The 15893-nt window shown below is 46.6% G+C and carries 17 protein-coding genes, 1 pseudogene and 1 riboswitch; of the genes and pseudogenes, 15 read left to right on the top strand and 3 right to left on the bottom strand.

Annotated features, from left to right (window positions below; translation table 11 throughout):
- Positions 1–7: 7 nt before the first annotated feature.
- From dppB to JQX68_RS07450, 8 genes are all read left to right on the top strand, one after another.
- Positions 8–934, top strand: a complete 927-nt coding sequence (dppB, locus tag JQX68_RS07415; RefSeq protein WP_071576634.1) for a dipeptide ABC transporter permease DppB — start codon at positions 8–10, stop codon at positions 932–934.
- A gap of 5 nt (positions 935–939) precedes the next feature.
- Positions 940–1902 carry a dipeptide ABC transporter permease DppC gene (dppC, locus tag JQX68_RS07420; protein WP_014663678.1) on the top strand — a complete coding sequence of 321 codons (963 nt, stop codon included), beginning with the start codon at positions 940–942 and terminating at the stop codon, positions 1900–1902.
- A gap of 4 nt (positions 1903–1906) precedes the next feature.
- A complete protein-coding gene (gene dppD / locus JQX68_RS07425; protein WP_040083349.1) occupies positions 1907–2914 on the top strand; it encodes a dipeptide ABC transporter ATP-binding subunit DppD in 1008 nt (335 codons plus the stop codon).
- A gap of 2 nt (positions 2915–2916) precedes the next feature.
- Positions 2917–4566 (top strand): dipeptide ABC transporter substrate-binding protein DppE, encoded by a 1650-nt coding sequence (gene dppE / locus JQX68_RS07430; RefSeq protein ID WP_082033051.1) that lies wholly within the window; start codon positions 2917–2919, stop codon positions 4564–4566.
- 87 nt (positions 4567–4653) lie between these two features.
- Entirely contained in the window at positions 4654–5613 is a 960-nt protein-coding gene (locus JQX68_RS07435; protein WP_040083347.1) for a S66 peptidase family protein, read from the top strand.
- Positions 5610–6710: an L-Ala-D/L-Glu epimerase gene (gene ykfB / locus JQX68_RS07440; RefSeq protein WP_147771809.1), complete on the top strand. Its 1101-nt coding sequence runs from the start codon at positions 5610–5612 to the stop codon at positions 6708–6710. The genes JQX68_RS07435 and ykfB overlap by 4 nt, the downstream gene beginning before the upstream one ends.
- Entirely contained in the window at positions 6707–7597 is an 891-nt protein-coding gene (gene eepC / locus JQX68_RS07445) for a gamma-D-glutamyl-L-lysine dipeptidyl-peptidase (RefSeq protein WP_014663684.1), read from the top strand. The genes ykfB and eepC overlap by 4 nt, the downstream gene beginning before the upstream one ends.
- Before the next feature lie 12 nt (positions 7598–7609).
- Positions 7610–8599 carry an ABC transporter ATP-binding protein gene (locus JQX68_RS07450; RefSeq protein WP_014663685.1) on the top strand — a complete coding sequence of 330 codons (990 nt, stop codon included), beginning with the start codon at positions 7610–7612 and terminating at the stop codon, positions 8597–8599.
- 35 nt (positions 8600–8634) lie between these two features.
- On the opposite strand, the gene pgl is transcribed toward JQX68_RS07450, so the two are convergent.
- Positions 8635–9684: a 6-phosphogluconolactonase gene (gene pgl, locus JQX68_RS07455; protein WP_014663686.1), complete on the bottom strand. Its 1050-nt coding sequence runs from the start codon at positions 9682–9684 to the stop codon at positions 8635–8637.
- Between the two features lie 89 nt (positions 9685–9773).
- Positions 9774–10634, bottom strand: a complete 861-nt coding sequence (locus JQX68_RS07460) for a dimethylarginine dimethylaminohydrolase family protein (RefSeq protein ID WP_014663687.1) — start codon at positions 10632–10634, stop codon at positions 9774–9776.
- A 159-nt stretch (positions 10635–10793) separates the two neighbouring features.
- Here JQX68_RS07460 and JQX68_RS07465 point away from each other — a divergent pair, with 159 nt between their 5' ends.
- Together JQX68_RS07465 and hmpA are read left to right on the top strand one after the other, a co-directional pair.
- Entirely contained in the window at positions 10794–11312 is a 519-nt protein-coding gene (locus tag JQX68_RS07465; protein WP_003232595.1) for an acyl-CoA thioesterase, read from the top strand.
- Between the two features lie 227 nt (positions 11313–11539).
- Positions 11540–12751 (top strand): NO-inducible flavohemoprotein, encoded by a 1212-nt coding sequence (hmpA, locus tag JQX68_RS07470; protein ID WP_346266180.1) that lies wholly within the window; start codon positions 11540–11542, stop codon positions 12749–12751.
- A gap of 68 nt (positions 12752–12819) precedes the next feature.
- Here the strand turns inward: hmpA and JQX68_RS21960 are convergent.
- Positions 12820–13040 (bottom strand): annotated as a pseudogene (locus tag JQX68_RS21960) (hypothetical protein).
- A gap of 108 nt (positions 13041–13148) precedes the next feature.
- On the opposite strand from JQX68_RS21960, the gene JQX68_RS07475 reads away from it, so the two are divergent.
- The 5 genes from JQX68_RS07475 (at position 13149) to ykkD (ending at position 15881) form a co-directional block, all read left to right on the top strand.
- Positions 13149–13880: a DUF421 domain-containing protein gene (locus JQX68_RS07475; RefSeq protein ID WP_040083340.1), complete on the top strand. Its 732-nt coding sequence runs from the start codon at positions 13149–13151 to the stop codon at positions 13878–13880.
- Positions 13881–13971: 91 nt separating this feature from the next.
- Positions 13972–14499 (top strand): DinB family protein, encoded by a 528-nt coding sequence (locus JQX68_RS07480; protein ID WP_134975620.1) that lies wholly within the window; start codon positions 13972–13974, stop codon positions 14497–14499.
- The gene (locus tag JQX68_RS07485) at positions 14489–15004 is read left to right on the top strand and encodes a GNAT family N-acetyltransferase (protein ID WP_071580587.1); all 516 of its coding nucleotides are present in this window, start codon (positions 14489–14491) and stop codon (positions 15002–15004) included. Before JQX68_RS07480 ends, JQX68_RS07485 begins: the two co-directional genes overlap by 11 nt.
- 32 nt (positions 15005–15036) lie before the next feature.
- Positions 15037–15148: riboswitch (guanidine-I (ykkC/yxkD leader) on the top strand.
- Between the two features lie 77 nt (positions 15149–15225).
- Positions 15226–15564 carry a multidrug efflux SMR transporter subunit YkkC gene (gene ykkC, locus JQX68_RS07490; protein ID WP_014663694.1) on the top strand — a complete coding sequence of 113 codons (339 nt, stop codon included), beginning with the start codon at positions 15226–15228 and terminating at the stop codon, positions 15562–15564.
- Positions 15564–15881, top strand: coding sequence for a multidrug efflux SMR transporter subunit YkkD (gene ykkD / locus JQX68_RS07495; RefSeq protein ID WP_014476583.1), 318 nt, complete (start codon positions 15564–15566; stop codon positions 15879–15881). The genes ykkC and ykkD overlap by 1 nt, the downstream gene beginning before the upstream one ends.
- Positions 15882–15893 lie beyond the last annotated feature (12 nt).

Raw genomic sequence — 15893 nt, forward strand, 5'->3', positions numbered from 1 at the left:
TTAGGCTTTGGCACGATACATGATAAAGCGTTTTTGGGCAATGGCAGCTACGATTTTGGTGATTACCACCCTGACTTTTGTTCTCATGAAGGTCATTCCCGGATCTCCTTTTAACGAGGAGAGAGGCACAAATGAAGCCGTTCAAAAAAATCTCGAAGCCTACTATCACTTAGACGATCCTCTCATTTTCCAATACATCATCTACCTAAAATCCATCATTACATTCGATTTTGGACCTTCAATAAAAAAACCATCCGACAGCGTAAATGACATGCTGGAACGCGGATTTCCCGTTTCCTTTGAGCTTGGAATGACGGCGATTGTCATTGCTGTGATTTCTGGGCTGGTACTGGGCGTAATCGCTGCGCTCCGCCGTAATGGCTTTTTGGACTACGCTGCGATGAGTCTTGCGGTACTTGGCATCTCCATCCCGAATTTTATTCTCGCAACATTGCTCATCCAGCAATTTGCAGTCAATCTCAAACTATTTCCTGCTGCCACATGGACGAGCCCGATTCATATGGTGCTTCCGACCGCAGCGCTTGCTGTAGGGCCAATGGCGATCATTGCCAGGCTGACACGGTCAAGCATGGTCGAAGTTCTGACTCAGGATTATATCCGCACAGCAAAAGCAAAAGGGCTTTCCCCGCTCAAAATTATTGTGAAACACGCACTCAGAAATGCACTCATGCCCGTCATTACCGTCCTGGGCACACTCGTCGCCAGCATCTTAACAGGAAGCTTTGTCATTGAAAAAATCTTTGCCATTCCGGGAATGGGAAAATATTTTGTGGAAAGCATTAATCAGCGGGACTATCCCGTGATTATGGGAACGACCGTTTTTTACAGCGTCATTCTGATCATCATGCTGTTTTTGGTCGATTTGGCCTACGGTCTCTTAGACCCCCGCATTAAACTGCATAAGAAAGGGTGAAGCGTGTGAATCTCCCTGTACAAACGGATGAACGCCAGCCAGAACAGCACATTCAGGTGCCGGATGAGTGGTTTGTCTCAAATCAGGAAAAAAATCGGGAAGCCGATTCGGTCAAGCGGCCGAGTTTGTCATACACGCAGGATGCCTGGAGGAGGCTGAAGAAAAATAAATTAGCGATGGCCGGACTCTTTATTCTATTATTTCTTTTTGTCATGGCAGTTATCGGGCCCTTTATATCGCCTCATAGTGTCGTACGCCAATCGCTGACCGAACAAAATCTTCCGCCCTCAGCCGATCATTGGTTCGGCACCGATGAACTCGGCCGGGATGTGTTTACCCGAACATGGTATGGCGCGAGAATTTCGTTATTTGTCGGCGTGATGGCAGCGCTGATTGATTTTGTGATCGGTGTCATTTACGGAGGCGTTGCCGGCTATAAAGGCGGCAGGATTGACAGCATTATGATGCGGATTATCGAAGTGCTGTACGGGCTGCCGTACCTGCTTGTTGTCATTTTGCTGATGGTGCTCATGGGGCCGGGACTGGGCACGATTATTGTGGCGCTGACTGTGACCGGATGGGTCGGCATGGCGAGAATTGTAAGAGGCCAGGTGCTTCAGATTAAAAATTATGAATATGTGCTCGCCTCGAAAACCTTTGGCGCGAAAACGTTTCGCATCATACGGAAGAATTTGCTGCCGAATACTATGGGAGCGATCATCGTACAAATGACATTAACCGTACCTGCCGCTATATTCGCAGAATCATTTTTAAGCTTTCTCGGCCTCGGCATACAGGCCCCGTTTGCAAGTTGGGGCGTGATGGCGAATGACGGCCTGCCTACGATTTTATCTGGGCATTGGTGGCGCCTGTTTTTTCCGGCCTTTTTCATATCTCTGACGATGTATGCGTTTAATGTGCTGGGGGACGGATTGCAGGATGCGCTTGACCCTAAGCTGAGGAGGTAGCTGTATGGAAAAAGTTCTGTCAGTCCAAAATCTGCACGTGTCTTTTACGACTTACGGCGGGACGGTTCAGGCGGTCAGAGGGGTGAGCTTTGATTTGTATAAAGGAGAAACCTTTGCGATCGTCGGCGAATCCGGCTGCGGCAAAAGCGTTACCTCCCAAAGCATCATGGGCCTGCTTCCGCCTTATTCGGCGAAGGTGACAGACGGCAGCATTCTATTTAAAAACAAAGACCTTTGCCGTCTCTCTGACAAAGAAATGAGAAGCATAAGGGGAGCCGACATTTCTATGATTTTTCAAGACCCGATGACGGCGTTAAACCCGACGCTGACTGTCGGCGACCAGCTGGGGGAAGCGCTATTGCGCCACAAAAAAATGGGCAAAAAAGCGGCGCGGAAAGAGGTGCTTTCCATGCTGTCATTGGTCGGTATTCCAGATCCCGAAGAGCGCCTAAAGCAATATCCCCATCAATTCAGCGGCGGCATGAGACAGCGGATTGTCATTGCGATGGCGCTGATTTGCGAGCCTGACATTTTAATTGCGGATGAACCGACCACCGCCCTGGATGTAACCATTCAGGCCCAGATTTTAGAGCTGTTTAAAGAGATTCAGAGAAAAACGAATGTGTCTGTCATTCTGATTACGCACGATTTAGGGGTCGTTGCCCAGGTAGCTGACAGAGTCGCAGTCATGTATGCCGGGAAAATAGCGGAAATCGGCACAAGAAAAGATATTTTTTATCAGCCGCAGCACCCATATACAAAAGGCCTGCTGGGCTCTGTCCCGCGGCTGGATTTAGATGGCGCTGAGCTGACCCCGATTGACGGAACACCGCCGGATTTATTTTCACCTCCGCCGGGCTGCCCGTTTGCCGCCCGCTGTCCGAACAGGATGGTTGTGTGTGACAGGGTATACCCGGCCCAGACGATCAGATCTGACTCGCATACTGTCAACTGCTGGCTGCAGGATCAACGAGCAGAGCATGCTGTGCTGTCAGGAGATGCGAAGGGTTGAACATGAAAAGGGGGAAGAGGATGAAACGAGTGAAAAAGCTATGGGGTATGGGCCTTGCATTAGGACTTTCGTTTGCGCTGATGGGATGCACAGCAAATGAACAGGCCGGAAAAGAAGGCAGTCATGATAAGGCAAAAACCAGCGGAGAAAAGGTGCTTTATTTAAACAACGAAAATGAACCGACTTCATTTGATCCGCCGATCGGTTTCAATAATGTGTCATGGCAGCCGTTAAATAACATCTTGGAGGGGCTGACGCGTCTTGGCAAAGAGAATGAGCCCGAGCCGGCAATGGCGGAGAAGTGGTCTGTATCAAAGGATAAAAAAACCTACACGTTTACGATTCGAGAAAATGCGAAATGGACAAACGGAGATCCGGTAACTGCCGGAGACTTCGAATACGCGTGGAAGCGGATGCTTGATCCGAAAAAAGGCGCTTCATCGGCATTCCTAGGCTATCTTATTGAAGGCGGCGAAGCGTATAACAGCGGGAAAGGGAAAAAAGACGATGTGAAGGTGACGGCAAAGGATGATCGAACCCTTGAAGTTACGCTGGAAGCACCGCAAAAATATTTTCTCAGCGTCGTCTCCAATCCAGCGTATTTTCCAGTAAACGAAAAGGTCGATAAAGACAATCCAAAGTGGTTCGCTGAGGCGGATACTTTTGTTGGGAACGGTCCGTTTAAGCTGACGGAATGGAAGCATGATGACAGCATCACTATGGAGAAAAGCGACACGTATTGGGATAAGGATACCGTAAAGCTTGATAAGGTGAAATGGGCGATGGTCAGTGACAGAAATACAGATTATCAGATGTTTCAATCAGGCGAACTTGATACTGCTTATGTCCCTGCAGAGTTAAGCGACCAGCTGATGGATCAGGATAACGTCAATATTGTTGACCAGGCGGGTCTCTATTTCTATCGGTTTAATGTGAACATGGAGCCATTTCAAAATGAAAACATCAGAAAAGCCTTTGCGATGGCTGTGGATCAAGACGAAATTGTAAAGTACGTCACGAAAAATAATGAAAAACCGGCGCGCGCCTTTGTATCGCCTGGATTTACGCAGCCCGACGGCAAAGATTTCCGTGAAGCGGGCGGAGACCTGATCACGCCTAACGAAAGCAAAGCGAAGCAGCTGCTCGAAAAGGGGATGAAGGAAGAAAACTATAATAAGCTTCCTGCGATCACGCTTACTTACAGCACAAAGCCGGAGCATAAAAAGATTGCCGAGGCTGTCCAGCAAAAATTAAAAAATACCCTTGGAGTCGATGTAAAGCTGGCCAATATGGAATGGAACGTATTTTTAGAGGATCAAAAAGCGCTGAAATTCCAATTCTCTCAAAGCTCATTTTTACCTGATTACGCGGACCCTATCAGTTTTCTGGAAGCCTTCCAAGCGGGAAATTCGATGAACCGCACAGGATGGGCCAATAAAGAATACGATCAGCTGATCCAAAAGGCGAAAAATGAAGCCGATGAAAAAACACGTTTCTCTCTTATGCATCAAGCTGAAAAGCTGCTCATCAATGAAGCGCCGATCATTCCAATTTATTTTTATAATCAGGTTCACCTGCAAAATGAACAAGTAAAGGGAATTGTCCGTCACCCTGTCGGCTATATCGATTTAAAATGGGCAGATAAAAACTGATGGCGGTGATTGAGGAAATACTGCTTCTTTATGCGAAGGAGCGGTATTTTTTCTCTTTCTTTCACGTATACGTAGGGTGCAGAGCAAATGAAAGGAGTGTTTCCGTTGAATCACAAGCCGAAAGCGCTGAAAAAGGGTGATACAGTCGGAGTGATCGCGCCCGCAAGCCCGCCGGATCCAAAAAAGCTTGACACCGCGCTTTTATTTTTAGAAGAGCTCGGTCTTCAGGTGAAGTTGGGCAAGGCACTGAAAAACCAGCACGGTTATTTAGCGGGACAGGATGATGAGCGGCTGGCGGATCTCCATGAGATGTTCAGAGACGAGGAGGTGAAAGCAGTGCTGTGCGCATGCGGGGGGGTTGGGACAGGACGTATCGCCGCGGGCATTGATTTCAACTTAATCCGCAAACACCCTAAAATCTTTTGGGGATACAGCGATATTACGTTTTTACATACTGCCATTCATCAAAACACAGGTCTTATCACCTTCCATGGCCCGATGCTTAGCTCGGATATTGGCCTTGACGACGTTCACCCGCTGACAAAAGCGTCATATAAGCAGCTCTTCCAGGAGACGGAATTCACCTATACTGAAGAGCTTTCTCCGCTGACCGTGCTTGTTCCCGGCAAAGCGGAAGGTGAGCTTGTCGGGGGAAATCTGTCTTTGCTGACGTCTACACTGGGCACGCCATTTGAAATTGATACGAGAGGAAAGCTTCTATTTATTGAAGATATTGACGAGGAGCCTTACCAAATCGACCGGATGCTAAATCAGCTGAAAATGTCGGGGAAGCTGACGGAAGCGGAGGGGATTTTAGTTTGTGATTTTCACAATTGTGTCCCGGTGAAGAGAGAGAAGTCTCTCTCTCTTGAGCAAGTGCTGGAAGACTATATTATAACAGCCGGAAAACCTGCTCTGAAAGGATTTAAAATTGGCCACTGCTCCCCAAGTATTGCCGTTCCGGTCGGTGCGAAAGCTGCTATGAATACAGCAGAAAAAACAGTTGTAATAGAGGCAGGCGTTTCAGAAGGGGCGCTGAAGACATGAAAATCATTCGAATCGAAACAAGCCGAATCGCCGTCCCGCTGACAAAGCCATTTAAAACCGCGCTTCGCACTGTGTATACGGCTGAATCAGTCATTGTCAGGATCACTTATGACAGCGGCGCAATCGGATGGGGGGAAGCGCCGCCGACGGTCGTGATTACAGGTGACAGCATGGATAGCATTGAAAGTGCCATCCACCATGTGTTGAAGCCGGCATTGCTTGGAAAAAGCCTGTCGGGCTATGAGGCTATTCTGCACGACATCCAGCATCTTCTTACAGGAAATATGAGCGCGAAGGCTGCTGTGGAAATGGCGCTATACGACGGCTGGGCGCAGATGTGCGGACTGCCGCTTTATCAAATGCTTGGCGGATACCGGGATGCGCTTGAAACAGATTATACCGTCAGTGTCAACTCACCTGAAGAGATGGCCGCGGATGCCGAGAATTATTTCAAACAAGGCTTTCAAACGCTGAAAATAAAGGTCGGAAAAGATGATATCGCAACAGATATCGCCCGCATTCAGGAAATCAGAAAACGTGTCGGATCAGCTGTGAAACTGCGTTTAGACGCTAATCAGGGGTGGACGCCGAAGGAGGCTGTAACTGCTATTCGGAAAATGGAGGATGCGGGCCTTGGCATTGAGCTTGTCGAGCAGCCTGTTCATAAAGATGATCTCACAGGGCTTAAAAGGGTGACAGATGCGACAGATACACCGATTATGGCTGATGAAAGTGTTTTTACACCGCGGCAGGCATTCGAAATTCTGCAAACCCGAAGCGCAGACTTGATCAATATTAAATTGATGAAAGCGGGCGGCATCAGCGGAGCAGAGAAAATCAATGCCATAGCGGAGGCCTGCGGGGTGGAGTGCATGGTCGGCAGCATGATCGAAACAAAGCTGGGCATTACGGCCGCGGCTCATTTTGCGGCAAGCAAAAGAAACATCACACGCTTTGATTTTGACGCGCCGCTGATGCTGAAAACAGATGTCATCAAAGGCGGTATAACATACAGCGGCAGCACGATTTCAATGCCTGGCAGACCGGGTCTCGGAATCACCGGGGCTGCGCTTTTGAAAGGGGAAACAGAGCAATGATGCACACCGTCATATCAGCAGTGGCCAACATCTGGACAGCGCCTGATTCACCGCGTCTGTCTGATCAATTCATGCTTCAACCGACTGTAAGGATCAGAGACTGGCTGGAGCGCATGACGTATGATGAACGGCTTGGATTATGTACAGACAATGTAATCCAAACTCAAGTTCTCTTTGGCGAAAAGGTACTTGTGACAGCAGAACAGGGGGAATGGGTTTCTGTGATCGTGCCTAGCCAGCCATCCCGAAAGGATCCGCGCGGATACCCGGGCTGGATGAAAAAGAACCAGCTGGAAAAATCTGCGCCCATCCATTCACAACACGATGTGATGATCAGCAAACCTGCTGCCTTTTTGTACAAAAGCAATGGAGAAAAGGAGATCGAATTGAGCTTTTTGACAGTTCTCCCCCTCATTGCAGAAGAAAACGGATATTTTAAGGTTTCGACCGTTTTTGGGGAAAGGTTTGTGAAGCAAAGTGATGCAGTGCCTGTCAGCGAACAGAAAGGGACTGCTGAAGACATCATTCAAACGGGGGCGTTTTTTCTTGGCCTTCCCTACCTGTGGGGAGGGATCAGCGGGTTTGGGTTTGATTGCTCCGGGTTTATGTACAGTATATTTAAGGCCAATGGATACCGCATCCCCCGTGATGCGGGAGATCAGGCTAAGGGGGGGAAGGATGTCCCGCTTGATGATATGAAGGCTGGTGACCTGCTGTTTTTTGCTTATGAGGAAGGAAAAGGAGCGATTCATCACGTCGGTCTCTCTGTTGGCGGCGGGAAAATGCTTCATTCTCCAAAGACGGGAAAATCAATCGAAATCCTTACATTAAAAGAAACAATCTATGAAAAAGAACTTTGTGCGGTGCGCCGCTGTTTTTCAGAATAAGGAGGGAGACAAATGACGCCACTGCCTTTGTTAGAGGTCAGCAAGCTAAAAATGCATTTTGACGCAGGGAAAAAGCGGACAGTCAAAGCCGTCGACGGGGTTACCTTTCAGATTCGTGAAGGAGAAACGTTCGGGCTAGTCGGGGAATCAGGGTGCGGTAAATCAACCTTGGGGAGAGTGCTGATGCGCCTCTATCAGCCAACAGAAGGAAGTGTGGTATACCGCGGCACAAATCTTCATGCACTAAGTGAAAAAGAGCAGTTTGCCTTCAACCGCAAACTGCAGATGATTTTTCAGGACCCCTATGCTTCATTGAACCCGCGCATGACCGTTCGAGAAATTATTTTGGAGCCGATGGAGATTCACAATCTCTACAATACCCATAAAGCGCGGCTTCTCGTCGTGGACGAGCTCCTTGAGGCAGTTGGGCTTCACTCCGATTTTGGCAGCCGTTATCCGCATGAATTCAGCGGCGGGCAAAGACAGAGAATCGGGATTGCGAGAGCACTGTCGCTGAATCCTGAATTTATCGTGGCGGACGAACCGATTTCTGCTCTTGATGTCTCGGTTCAAGCGCAGGTGGTCAATCTGCTGAAGCGGCTTCAAAAAGAAAAAGGGCTCACATTTTTATTTATTGCCCACGATCTTTCGATGGTGAAGCATATCAGTGACAGGATCGGTGTCATGTACTTAGGGCACATGATGGAAATTACAGAGAGCGGCACTTTGTATCGTGAGCCGCTACATCCCTATACAAAGGCGCTTTTATCCTCGATTCCGATTCCGGATCCCGAATTGGAGGACAATCGTGAGCGTATTCTCTTGAAAGGGGAGCTGCCGAGCCCAGTCAATCCGCCGAGCGGCTGCGTGTTTCGGACCCGTTGCCCGGAGGCGATGCCTGAATGCGGGGAATCCCGTCCCCAGCTTCAAGAAATCGAACCCGGCCGCTTTGTCGCTTGCCATTTGTATCGAACTGCTGAGACGAGAGAAAAGGTGAGATAGACAAAAAAGACTGGCTCCTGAGCCAGTCTTTGCTTTTATGCTTGATGTAAAAATTTCACACAAACCGGGTAAGGGACAGAAACAGTTGATGGAAGCAGTGTCAATCTGCCGGTTTCTTTGTCTCTTTCAAACAGGACAAGGCTGCCTGTTTCTTCATTTGAGGCAACGAGGAACCCTTCCGTTGGGTCAAATACAAAGTCACGAGGCCAGTTTCCTTCTGTCGAAACTCTTTCTATGAAAGCCAGCTCTCCTGAATATTGATTCACTTCAAATACGGCGATACTGTCGTGGCCGCGGTTTGCGACGTAAACAAAGCGTCCGTCCTGTGTGACATGAATTGCACTTCCCTGGCTGTTATCCGTAAAATCATCAGGGATGGCAGAAACGACCTGGATTTCTCTAAATTCACCGGCTGTCGGATTGTATTCAAGCGCAATCACTTCATTGCTTAATTCTGTCATCACATAAGCATATTTTTCTTTCGGATGAAAAGCGATATGGCGAGGCCCTGTACCGGGAGCGAAGGAATGGCTTCCGGATTCAGCCAATACGCCGTCTTTCAGCTTATAGGTGTACAGCTTATCTGTACCTAAATCAACCGCTACGACATAATTGTGTTCAGGTGTGAACCCTGCGTAGTGTGTATGCGGTTTTTCTTGTCTTTCGTGCGGCCCTTTTCCTGTGTGAGCGGCTTCAGAAGCAGGTGATTGCAAGCTGCCGTCTTCCTGAACCGGAAACGCGTGTATCTTCCCGCTGTGATAATTGGCAGTCAGTACGAATTGATTTTGATCATCAACGCTTACGTGGCATGGAGAAGGGCCATCAATTAACTGATGATTCAGAAATGTCAACTCGCCGCTGTTTTTATTGATTTGATAGGCAGCAACTCCGCCTTGGCCGTCTGCTTTTTCGATGGAATAAAGGATGGTGTTGTTTTTATTCGGCGTCACATATGTCGGGTTGCCCAGCTTAGCGGCAAGCTTTGGCTCGCTGAGTGCTTTTTTCTCAGTATCAAGCTCAAATGAATAAATTCCTTCGCTTCCGCCTTTTGTATATGTTCCGACATATCCTATGTATTTTGTCATGCGATTTCCCCCTTAAAAATGATGTCACCTCTATATTAACGTATCTTGATAAAATAAGCTGTTCAAAACATGAAAAAGGGGAAGATTCTTCATTCGCCGCGAATCAGCGGCAGTGTACAGCACCTGAAGGAGCCGCCTGATTTGATGATTTCTGACAGGTCAATTTCGATAATGTGGTAGCCTCTTTTTGATAGCTCTTGATTGACATGTTGGTTGCCAGGGAGGCTGATGATCGTTTTTCTCCCGATTGAAAGGACGTTGGTGCCAAGCGTAAATTGTTCGTCCTCGGGCACTTCAATAAGGTTATAACGTTTTGCCAGCATATCAGCTGCCTCTGGCTCAAGTGCTTGAGGATAAATTAACGCTTCGCTTTCAGATACAATGTTAAAAACACAGTCCAAATGCAAAAATTTTTCATGCAGCTTTACTGGAATGATCGTGTACTCAGGAAGTGCCTCTTCCAGCTGGCCGATGGCTGAAATGTCGGTGCGCTGGCTGATTCCGACGTATACGGTGTCACCATCGATAATGACATCCCCGCCTTCAATGCTTGTATCAAGCATACGGGTGTAAGAGATACCTTGGCTGTGAAATAAATTTTTTATAACGGCTTCTTCTCCTTGGCGAATCGGTTCAGTCATGCTCGACAGAAAGGCTTTTTCTCCGATGACAAACCCTATATCCCTAGTAAAAACCTGTTCTGGGAGTCCGTCGCGAACGGGCAACAGGATGACCTCAACGTTGTGTGACCTGAGTGCCTCCACTAAGCGGCTGTGCTGATCGTTGGCGGTTTTCACATGAATATTGTCATCTTCAAAATGTTTTTGTGTTTCGTTTATGACATCTTTTATGGTCATGTGCTCAGGTCTGCATAAAACCACTTTCTGAAGTGTGCCGTATTCCGTTCGGCATACCGTTTTGTGCTGAGATTTCGGGATGGATACGTCCATTTGTTTTTCCTCCTAAAGTGTGAAGAATACATTTATTATTCCCTCATCATGAAAATCATTAAACCATTTTAAATTTTAGACAAATGGAAGAGAATATTGTTTAATAGGAGAATATAAGTGCATTTAGCTAAAAGATCAGACATCAAAGGGGAGAAAGGTATGGAAACACCGGAAACAAGATTTTGTAAAGAGTCAAAGGTTGTAAAAACCAGCAGGGTGTTCCCGCTTGATACGAACAACCATAATACGCTGTTTGGCGGAAAATTAATGAGCTACATCGATGACATTGCCTCAATTTCTGCGGCGCGCCATTGCAGACGTGAAACCGTAACAGCTTCAATGGATTCTGTAGATTTTTTAAAACCGATCGGGCAAAAGGATTCTGTCTGCCTAGAGTCGTATGTGACATGGGTCGGCACATCTTCCATGGAAGTATTTGTGAAAGTTATTAAGGAGCATTTGATGACTGGCGAACGGGAACTCGCTGCCACATCCTTTTTGACATTTGTCGCATTAGATTCAAATGGCAAGCCGGTGCCTGTACCGAGAGTTGTACCGGAAACAGAAGAAGAAATCATGCTGCATAATACAGCTGTACAACGCGCTAATGAACGAAAGAACCGCAAGAAACACAGCCAGGCGCTTGCAAATGCGCTCGGAACTGATAAGCCTTGGTGAACGTTAAACCCAAAACATAAGTTGTTTTGGGTTTTTTTTGTACTTTTCAATGGTGATTATTACAATGGTTAGTCCGTTTTTGCTAGGGGATTCTATAAAAAAGCAACAAATGTCATGTTAAATTGATAATTTTGTGACAACTTTATTAAAGATTCATTTTAGATATATCTTTTATTCGTAAGATCATGTATTTTAAAGATATATTTTAAATACATCTTTTCGAAAGGATTGTTTATACAATGTTAGATAACAAAACAATCGAAATTATTAAAAGCACTGTACCCGTATTGCAACAGCATGGAGAAACAATCACTGGCCGTTTTTACGATCGGATGTTTCAAGACCATCCAGAGCTTTTGAACATTTTTAACCAAACAAACCAAAAGAAAAAAACACAGCGAACTGCATTGGCAAATGCCGTTATTGCAGCTGCGGCAAATATTGATCAGTTAGGAAATATTATTCCGGTTGTCAAACAAATCGGCCACAAGCACCGCAGTATTGGAATTAAGCCTGAACACTACCCGATCGTCGGTAAATATTTGCTGATTGCCATTAAAGATGTATTGGGAGATGCTGCAACCCCTGACATTATGCAGGCATGGGAGAAAGCGTACGGAGTAATTGCTGACGCGTTCATCGGAATTGAAAAAGAAATGTATGAACAGGCGGAAGAGCAAGCCGGCGGCTGGAAAGAGTATAAGCCGTTCGTCATCGTGAAAAAAGAGCGGGAAAGCAAAGAAATTACGTCCTTCTATTTGAAATCAGAAGACGGCAAGCCGTTACCTGAATTCCAAGCGGGGCAGTACATCAGCCTAAAAGTTCGGATTCCTGATTCTGAATATACGCATATCCGCCAGTACAGCCTGTCTGATATGCCGGGAAAAGACTATTATCGAATTTCAGTAAAAAAAGATGGTGTCGTGTCTTCCTATCTACATGATGGGCTTCAGGAGGGAGATTCAATAGAGATCAGCGCACCGGCAGGGGACTTTGTTTTAGATCCTGCATCACAGAAAGATCTCGTTTTGATTAGTGCCGGAGTTGGCATTACACCAATGATCAGCATGTTGAAAACATCTGTTTCCAAACAGCCTGAACGGCAAATTCTATTCATTCATGCGGCGAAAAACAGTGAATATCACGCATTGCGTCATGAGGTAGAAGAAGCCGCAAAACATTCTGCTGTTAAAACAGCATTTGTGTATCGCGAGCCGACAGAGGAAGACCGTGCAGGTGATCTTCAATTTCATGAAGGGCAGATTGATCAGCAATTCCTCAAAGAACTGATTGCCAACACAGATGCGGATTACTATATTTGCGGTTCACCGTCGTTTATTACGGGAATGCATAAGCTTGTATCAGAGCTCGGATCAGCGCCGGAGTCTATCCATTACGAGCTATTCGGCCCGCAATTAAGTTTGGCACAGTCCGTTTAAACACGAAACTCTTCTCCTTTCAGAGAAGAGTTTTTTATTGAGAGAGAAGAAGGCGGACAAGCGCCGGTTTACATCCGGACAATCACTGACCCCCGCCGTTTGTGCATACACGGTTTTGCTGTTCTTGCATTGTTCTCAGCCTTCATTGTTTACCTTAATCGCTCTGCTGCTCCATCCTTAGCTCTAAACCGACCAGCCTGTCAAGTGTTTGCTGCTGCTGATAGTCCGTGAACTGGGGAGCCGATGGCAGATCGCAGGGCCAATGGGAATTCGTCTTCTGATATTTCATATTGCGCCTCCAATCGGTGTCACTTTCTATTGGACAAAAGGCATGCATAGAGGGTTCGCCACGGGGCACAATAGGCTCAATATGATCAGCGGATGGAGGTAAAGATCGGTGTTATGGATGGTATGGGTATTTTTACTGAAGCCAGTTATCGTATTTTCGATTGCATATATTTTGTTTCGGCTTGCCGGTAAAAAAGCTGTGTCACAAATGAACAATTTTGATCTGCTTTTGACCTTCGCAATCGGAACCATCATCAGTGAGCCGATCCTAACATCCAAGCTGCCGATGTCAATTTATTATGCGGGCGCTTTTTTGGTGCTTTATCTAATAATGAGCAAGCTCTCATTATCTAATAAATGGCGATGGCTCCTGGTCGTGAGCCCAACTGTCTTAATCCGAAACGGGGATATTGATGAACGCGGCCTCCGTAAAGAAAGGCTGACTGTTAATGAACTGCTCGGAAAGCTGAGGGAAAAGGGCTATGCCGATCCGGCTGACATTGATCTTGCTATCATTGAAGAAACGGGAGAAGTAAGCGTCATCCCAAAAGAGGAAGCGAGAGCGGTGCAGGTGCGGGATTTGAATATGAAAGCTGAACGGAATTTTATCCCGATTCCGCTCATACTGGACGGCGAAATCCTTGATCATAATTTGAAATATCTCCAAAAAAACCGATCCTGGCTGTTTGAGAAGCTTGAGGAAAAAGGGTACAGCCCGAAACTGCTGTCTTCAATCACCCTTGGCACGATGAATGCGCGCGGCGATATATCCCTTGATTTAAATACCTCGAATGAACCGCAGCATGATCCTTATTTATATAAACCGGGAAATAACAACTAAGATGGCTCTCTATTGCAATGAGAGCTTTTTTCTTTTTTAAAGGGAATTTTTGTTTGGTGTCAAATGTACCTAGTTAGGAGGGGAGCTGAACATGAAGGACTTATCCATAAAAAACGATATGGCACCAACGGTCAGTCTGCTGTATTCCGCAGTGGAAGAAAACAGTCTCCGTCTGGCTTCTATCGTAAGCCACATGACACACAGTGAACTTTACTATAAGGGGCGCTGCCAAACAAAAAACAGCACGGCTCAGCTTTTGCACCATATCGCAAATGTTGATATCAGATGGGTCTGGCGGATCAAGGGGAATCGGATACCGAATCATATTGAACAGGCATACGGCCCGATGACAGATCAAAACGGACAGCTGCCTGAACCGAAGAATCAACCCGGATTAGATGAACTCCTGAAAAGACATCAGCATGTGGTAAACGAGCTGAAATCGGTTTGTTACACCTTAACTGAAAATGATTTGCATCAGCCTCTTTCTTACGATGGTGACACCGCGACCATACGGTGGGGCATTTGGCATATGTCAGATCATAGCCGCTATCATCAAGCACATATTGAAGCCCTCAAAAAAGAATGGAAGCAGGATGTGGCGAAATATGAGCGCTAAAACGAAGCTTGTAACCGATCGAATTCGTTTGCGCTGTATGGAAGATCGGGATCAGGCTTATTTGTTTGAACTTTTTAACGATCCTGACGTCATGAAATATTACTCCGGTTTAAAAGATAAGAGGCAAACCCGCGAGTGGATCAATTGGAACAAACGACATGAAAAAGGGTACGGCGTCAGTCTGTGGGTCGCCGAAGATAAGCGGACAGGGGATTTTTTGGGACAATGCGGCATCGTACCCCAGCAGATCGAAAATCAAACAGTAATGGAAATTGGCTATATGTTTGCCCGCCGCCACTGGGGGAACGGCTATGCGCAAGAAGCGGCTCGGGCCTGTCTGGACTATGGCTTTAACGAGCGGCAGTTCGGCAAAATGGCGGCTTTGATTGATCCGGGTAACAAAGCGTCCATACGGGTAGCGGAGAAAATCGGCATGCATTACAGCAAAACGATCAGAAAATGGAATAAACCGATCGCTGTTTATGAAAGAAAATCTTACAATTGAAAGATAGAGCTGAGTTTAGTATGATGATATCATGTAAAGTTTTCTAGGGTTCCGCATGTCAATGGACATGGACTGGTCCGAGAGAAAACACATACGCGTAAATAGAAGCGCGTATGCACACGGAGGGAAAAAAGCCCGGGAGAGTCAAGCTCATTATGAGTCGACTGTCCGGGGTTTTTTTGTTTTCGGAGAATCTTAATAGATAGAAAGGAATGACTCAAATGAAATGGGGATTGGTCGTGCTTGCCGCTGTTTTCGAGGTTGTTTGGGTGATAGGCTTAAAGCACGCTGACTCAGCCTTAACATGGAGCGGCACTGCCATCGGCATCATATTCAGCTTTTATCTTCTAATAAAAGCAACTCATAGTCTGCCTGTCGGTACCGTATACGCCGTCTTTACCGGACTCGGCACAGCGGGAACGGTACTTAGTGAAATTATTCTGTTTCATGAACCAATTGGGTGGCCGAAGCTATTGTTAATTGGCGTGCTCTTAATCGGTGTCATCGGATTGAAGCTTGTGACACAGGATGAGACAGAGGAAAAAGGAGGAGGGGCATAATGCTGCACTGGATCAGTTTATTGTGCGCGGGCTGTTTAGAAATGGCCGGCGTGGCCCTTATGAATCAATATGCGAAGGAAAAAAGCGTGAAATGGGTGCTGTTGATCATTGTTGGTTTTGCTGCTTCATTTTCCTTGCTGTCGTACGCAATGGAAACCATTCCGATGGGAACGGCTTACGCGGTCTGGACAGGGATTGGCACCGCCGGCGGGGCGCTTGTCGGCATCCTCTTTTACAAGGAGCAAAAAGACGCCAAACGGATCTTCTTTATCGCGTTGATTTTATGCTCAGCGGTTGGTTTAAAAATTTTGTCATAAATTGATTTTTAT

The sequence above is a fragment of the Bacillus sp. LJBS06 genome (assembly GCF_016924995.1).
Classification (GTDB): Bacteria; Bacillota; Bacilli; order Bacillales; family Bacillaceae; genus Bacillus; species Bacillus stercoris.

Bases quoted from the DNA above. Each gene is read 5' to 3' on its own strand.
- pgl (WP_014663686.1), bottom strand. From the start codon at position 9,684: ATGACAAAATACATAGGATATGTCGGAACATATACAAAAGGCGGAAGC.
- JQX68_RS07485 (WP_071580587.1), top strand. From the start codon at position 14,489: ATGAGCGCTAAAACGAAGCTTGTAACCGATCGAATTCGTTTGCGCTGT.
- ykkD (WP_014476583.1), top strand. From the start codon at position 15,564: ATGCTGCACTGGATCAGTTTATTGTGCGCGGGCTGTTTAGAAATGGCC.
- eepC (WP_014663684.1), top strand. From the start codon at position 6,707: ATGATGCACACCGTCATATCAGCAGTGGCCAACATCTGGACAGCGCCT.
- JQX68_RS07465 (WP_003232595.1), top strand. From the start codon at position 10,794: ATGGAAACACCGGAAACAAGATTTTGTAAAGAGTCAAAGGTTGTAAAA.
- JQX68_RS07435 (WP_040083347.1), top strand. From the start codon at position 4,654: ATGAAAGGAGTGTTTCCGTTGAATCACAAGCCGAAAGCGCTGAAAAAG.
- JQX68_RS07450 (WP_014663685.1), top strand. From the start codon at position 7,610: ATGACGCCACTGCCTTTGTTAGAGGTCAGCAAGCTAAAAATGCATTTT.
- ykfB (WP_147771809.1), top strand. From the start codon at position 5,610: ATGAAAATCATTCGAATCGAAACAAGCCGAATCGCCGTCCCGCTGACA.
- dppE (WP_082033051.1), top strand. From the start codon at position 2,917: ATGAAAAGGGGGAAGAGGATGAAACGAGTGAAAAAGCTATGGGGTATG.
- JQX68_RS07460 (WP_014663687.1), bottom strand. From the start codon at position 10,634: ATGGACGTATCCATCCCGAAATCTCAGCACAAAACGGTATGCCGAACG.
- dppD (WP_040083349.1), top strand. From the start codon at position 1,907: ATGGAAAAAGTTCTGTCAGTCCAAAATCTGCACGTGTCTTTTACGACT.
- JQX68_RS07480 (WP_134975620.1), top strand. From the start codon at position 13,972: ATGAAGGACTTATCCATAAAAAACGATATGGCACCAACGGTCAGTCTG.
- ykkC (WP_014663694.1), top strand. From the start codon at position 15,226: ATGAAATGGGGATTGGTCGTGCTTGCCGCTGTTTTCGAGGTTGTTTGG.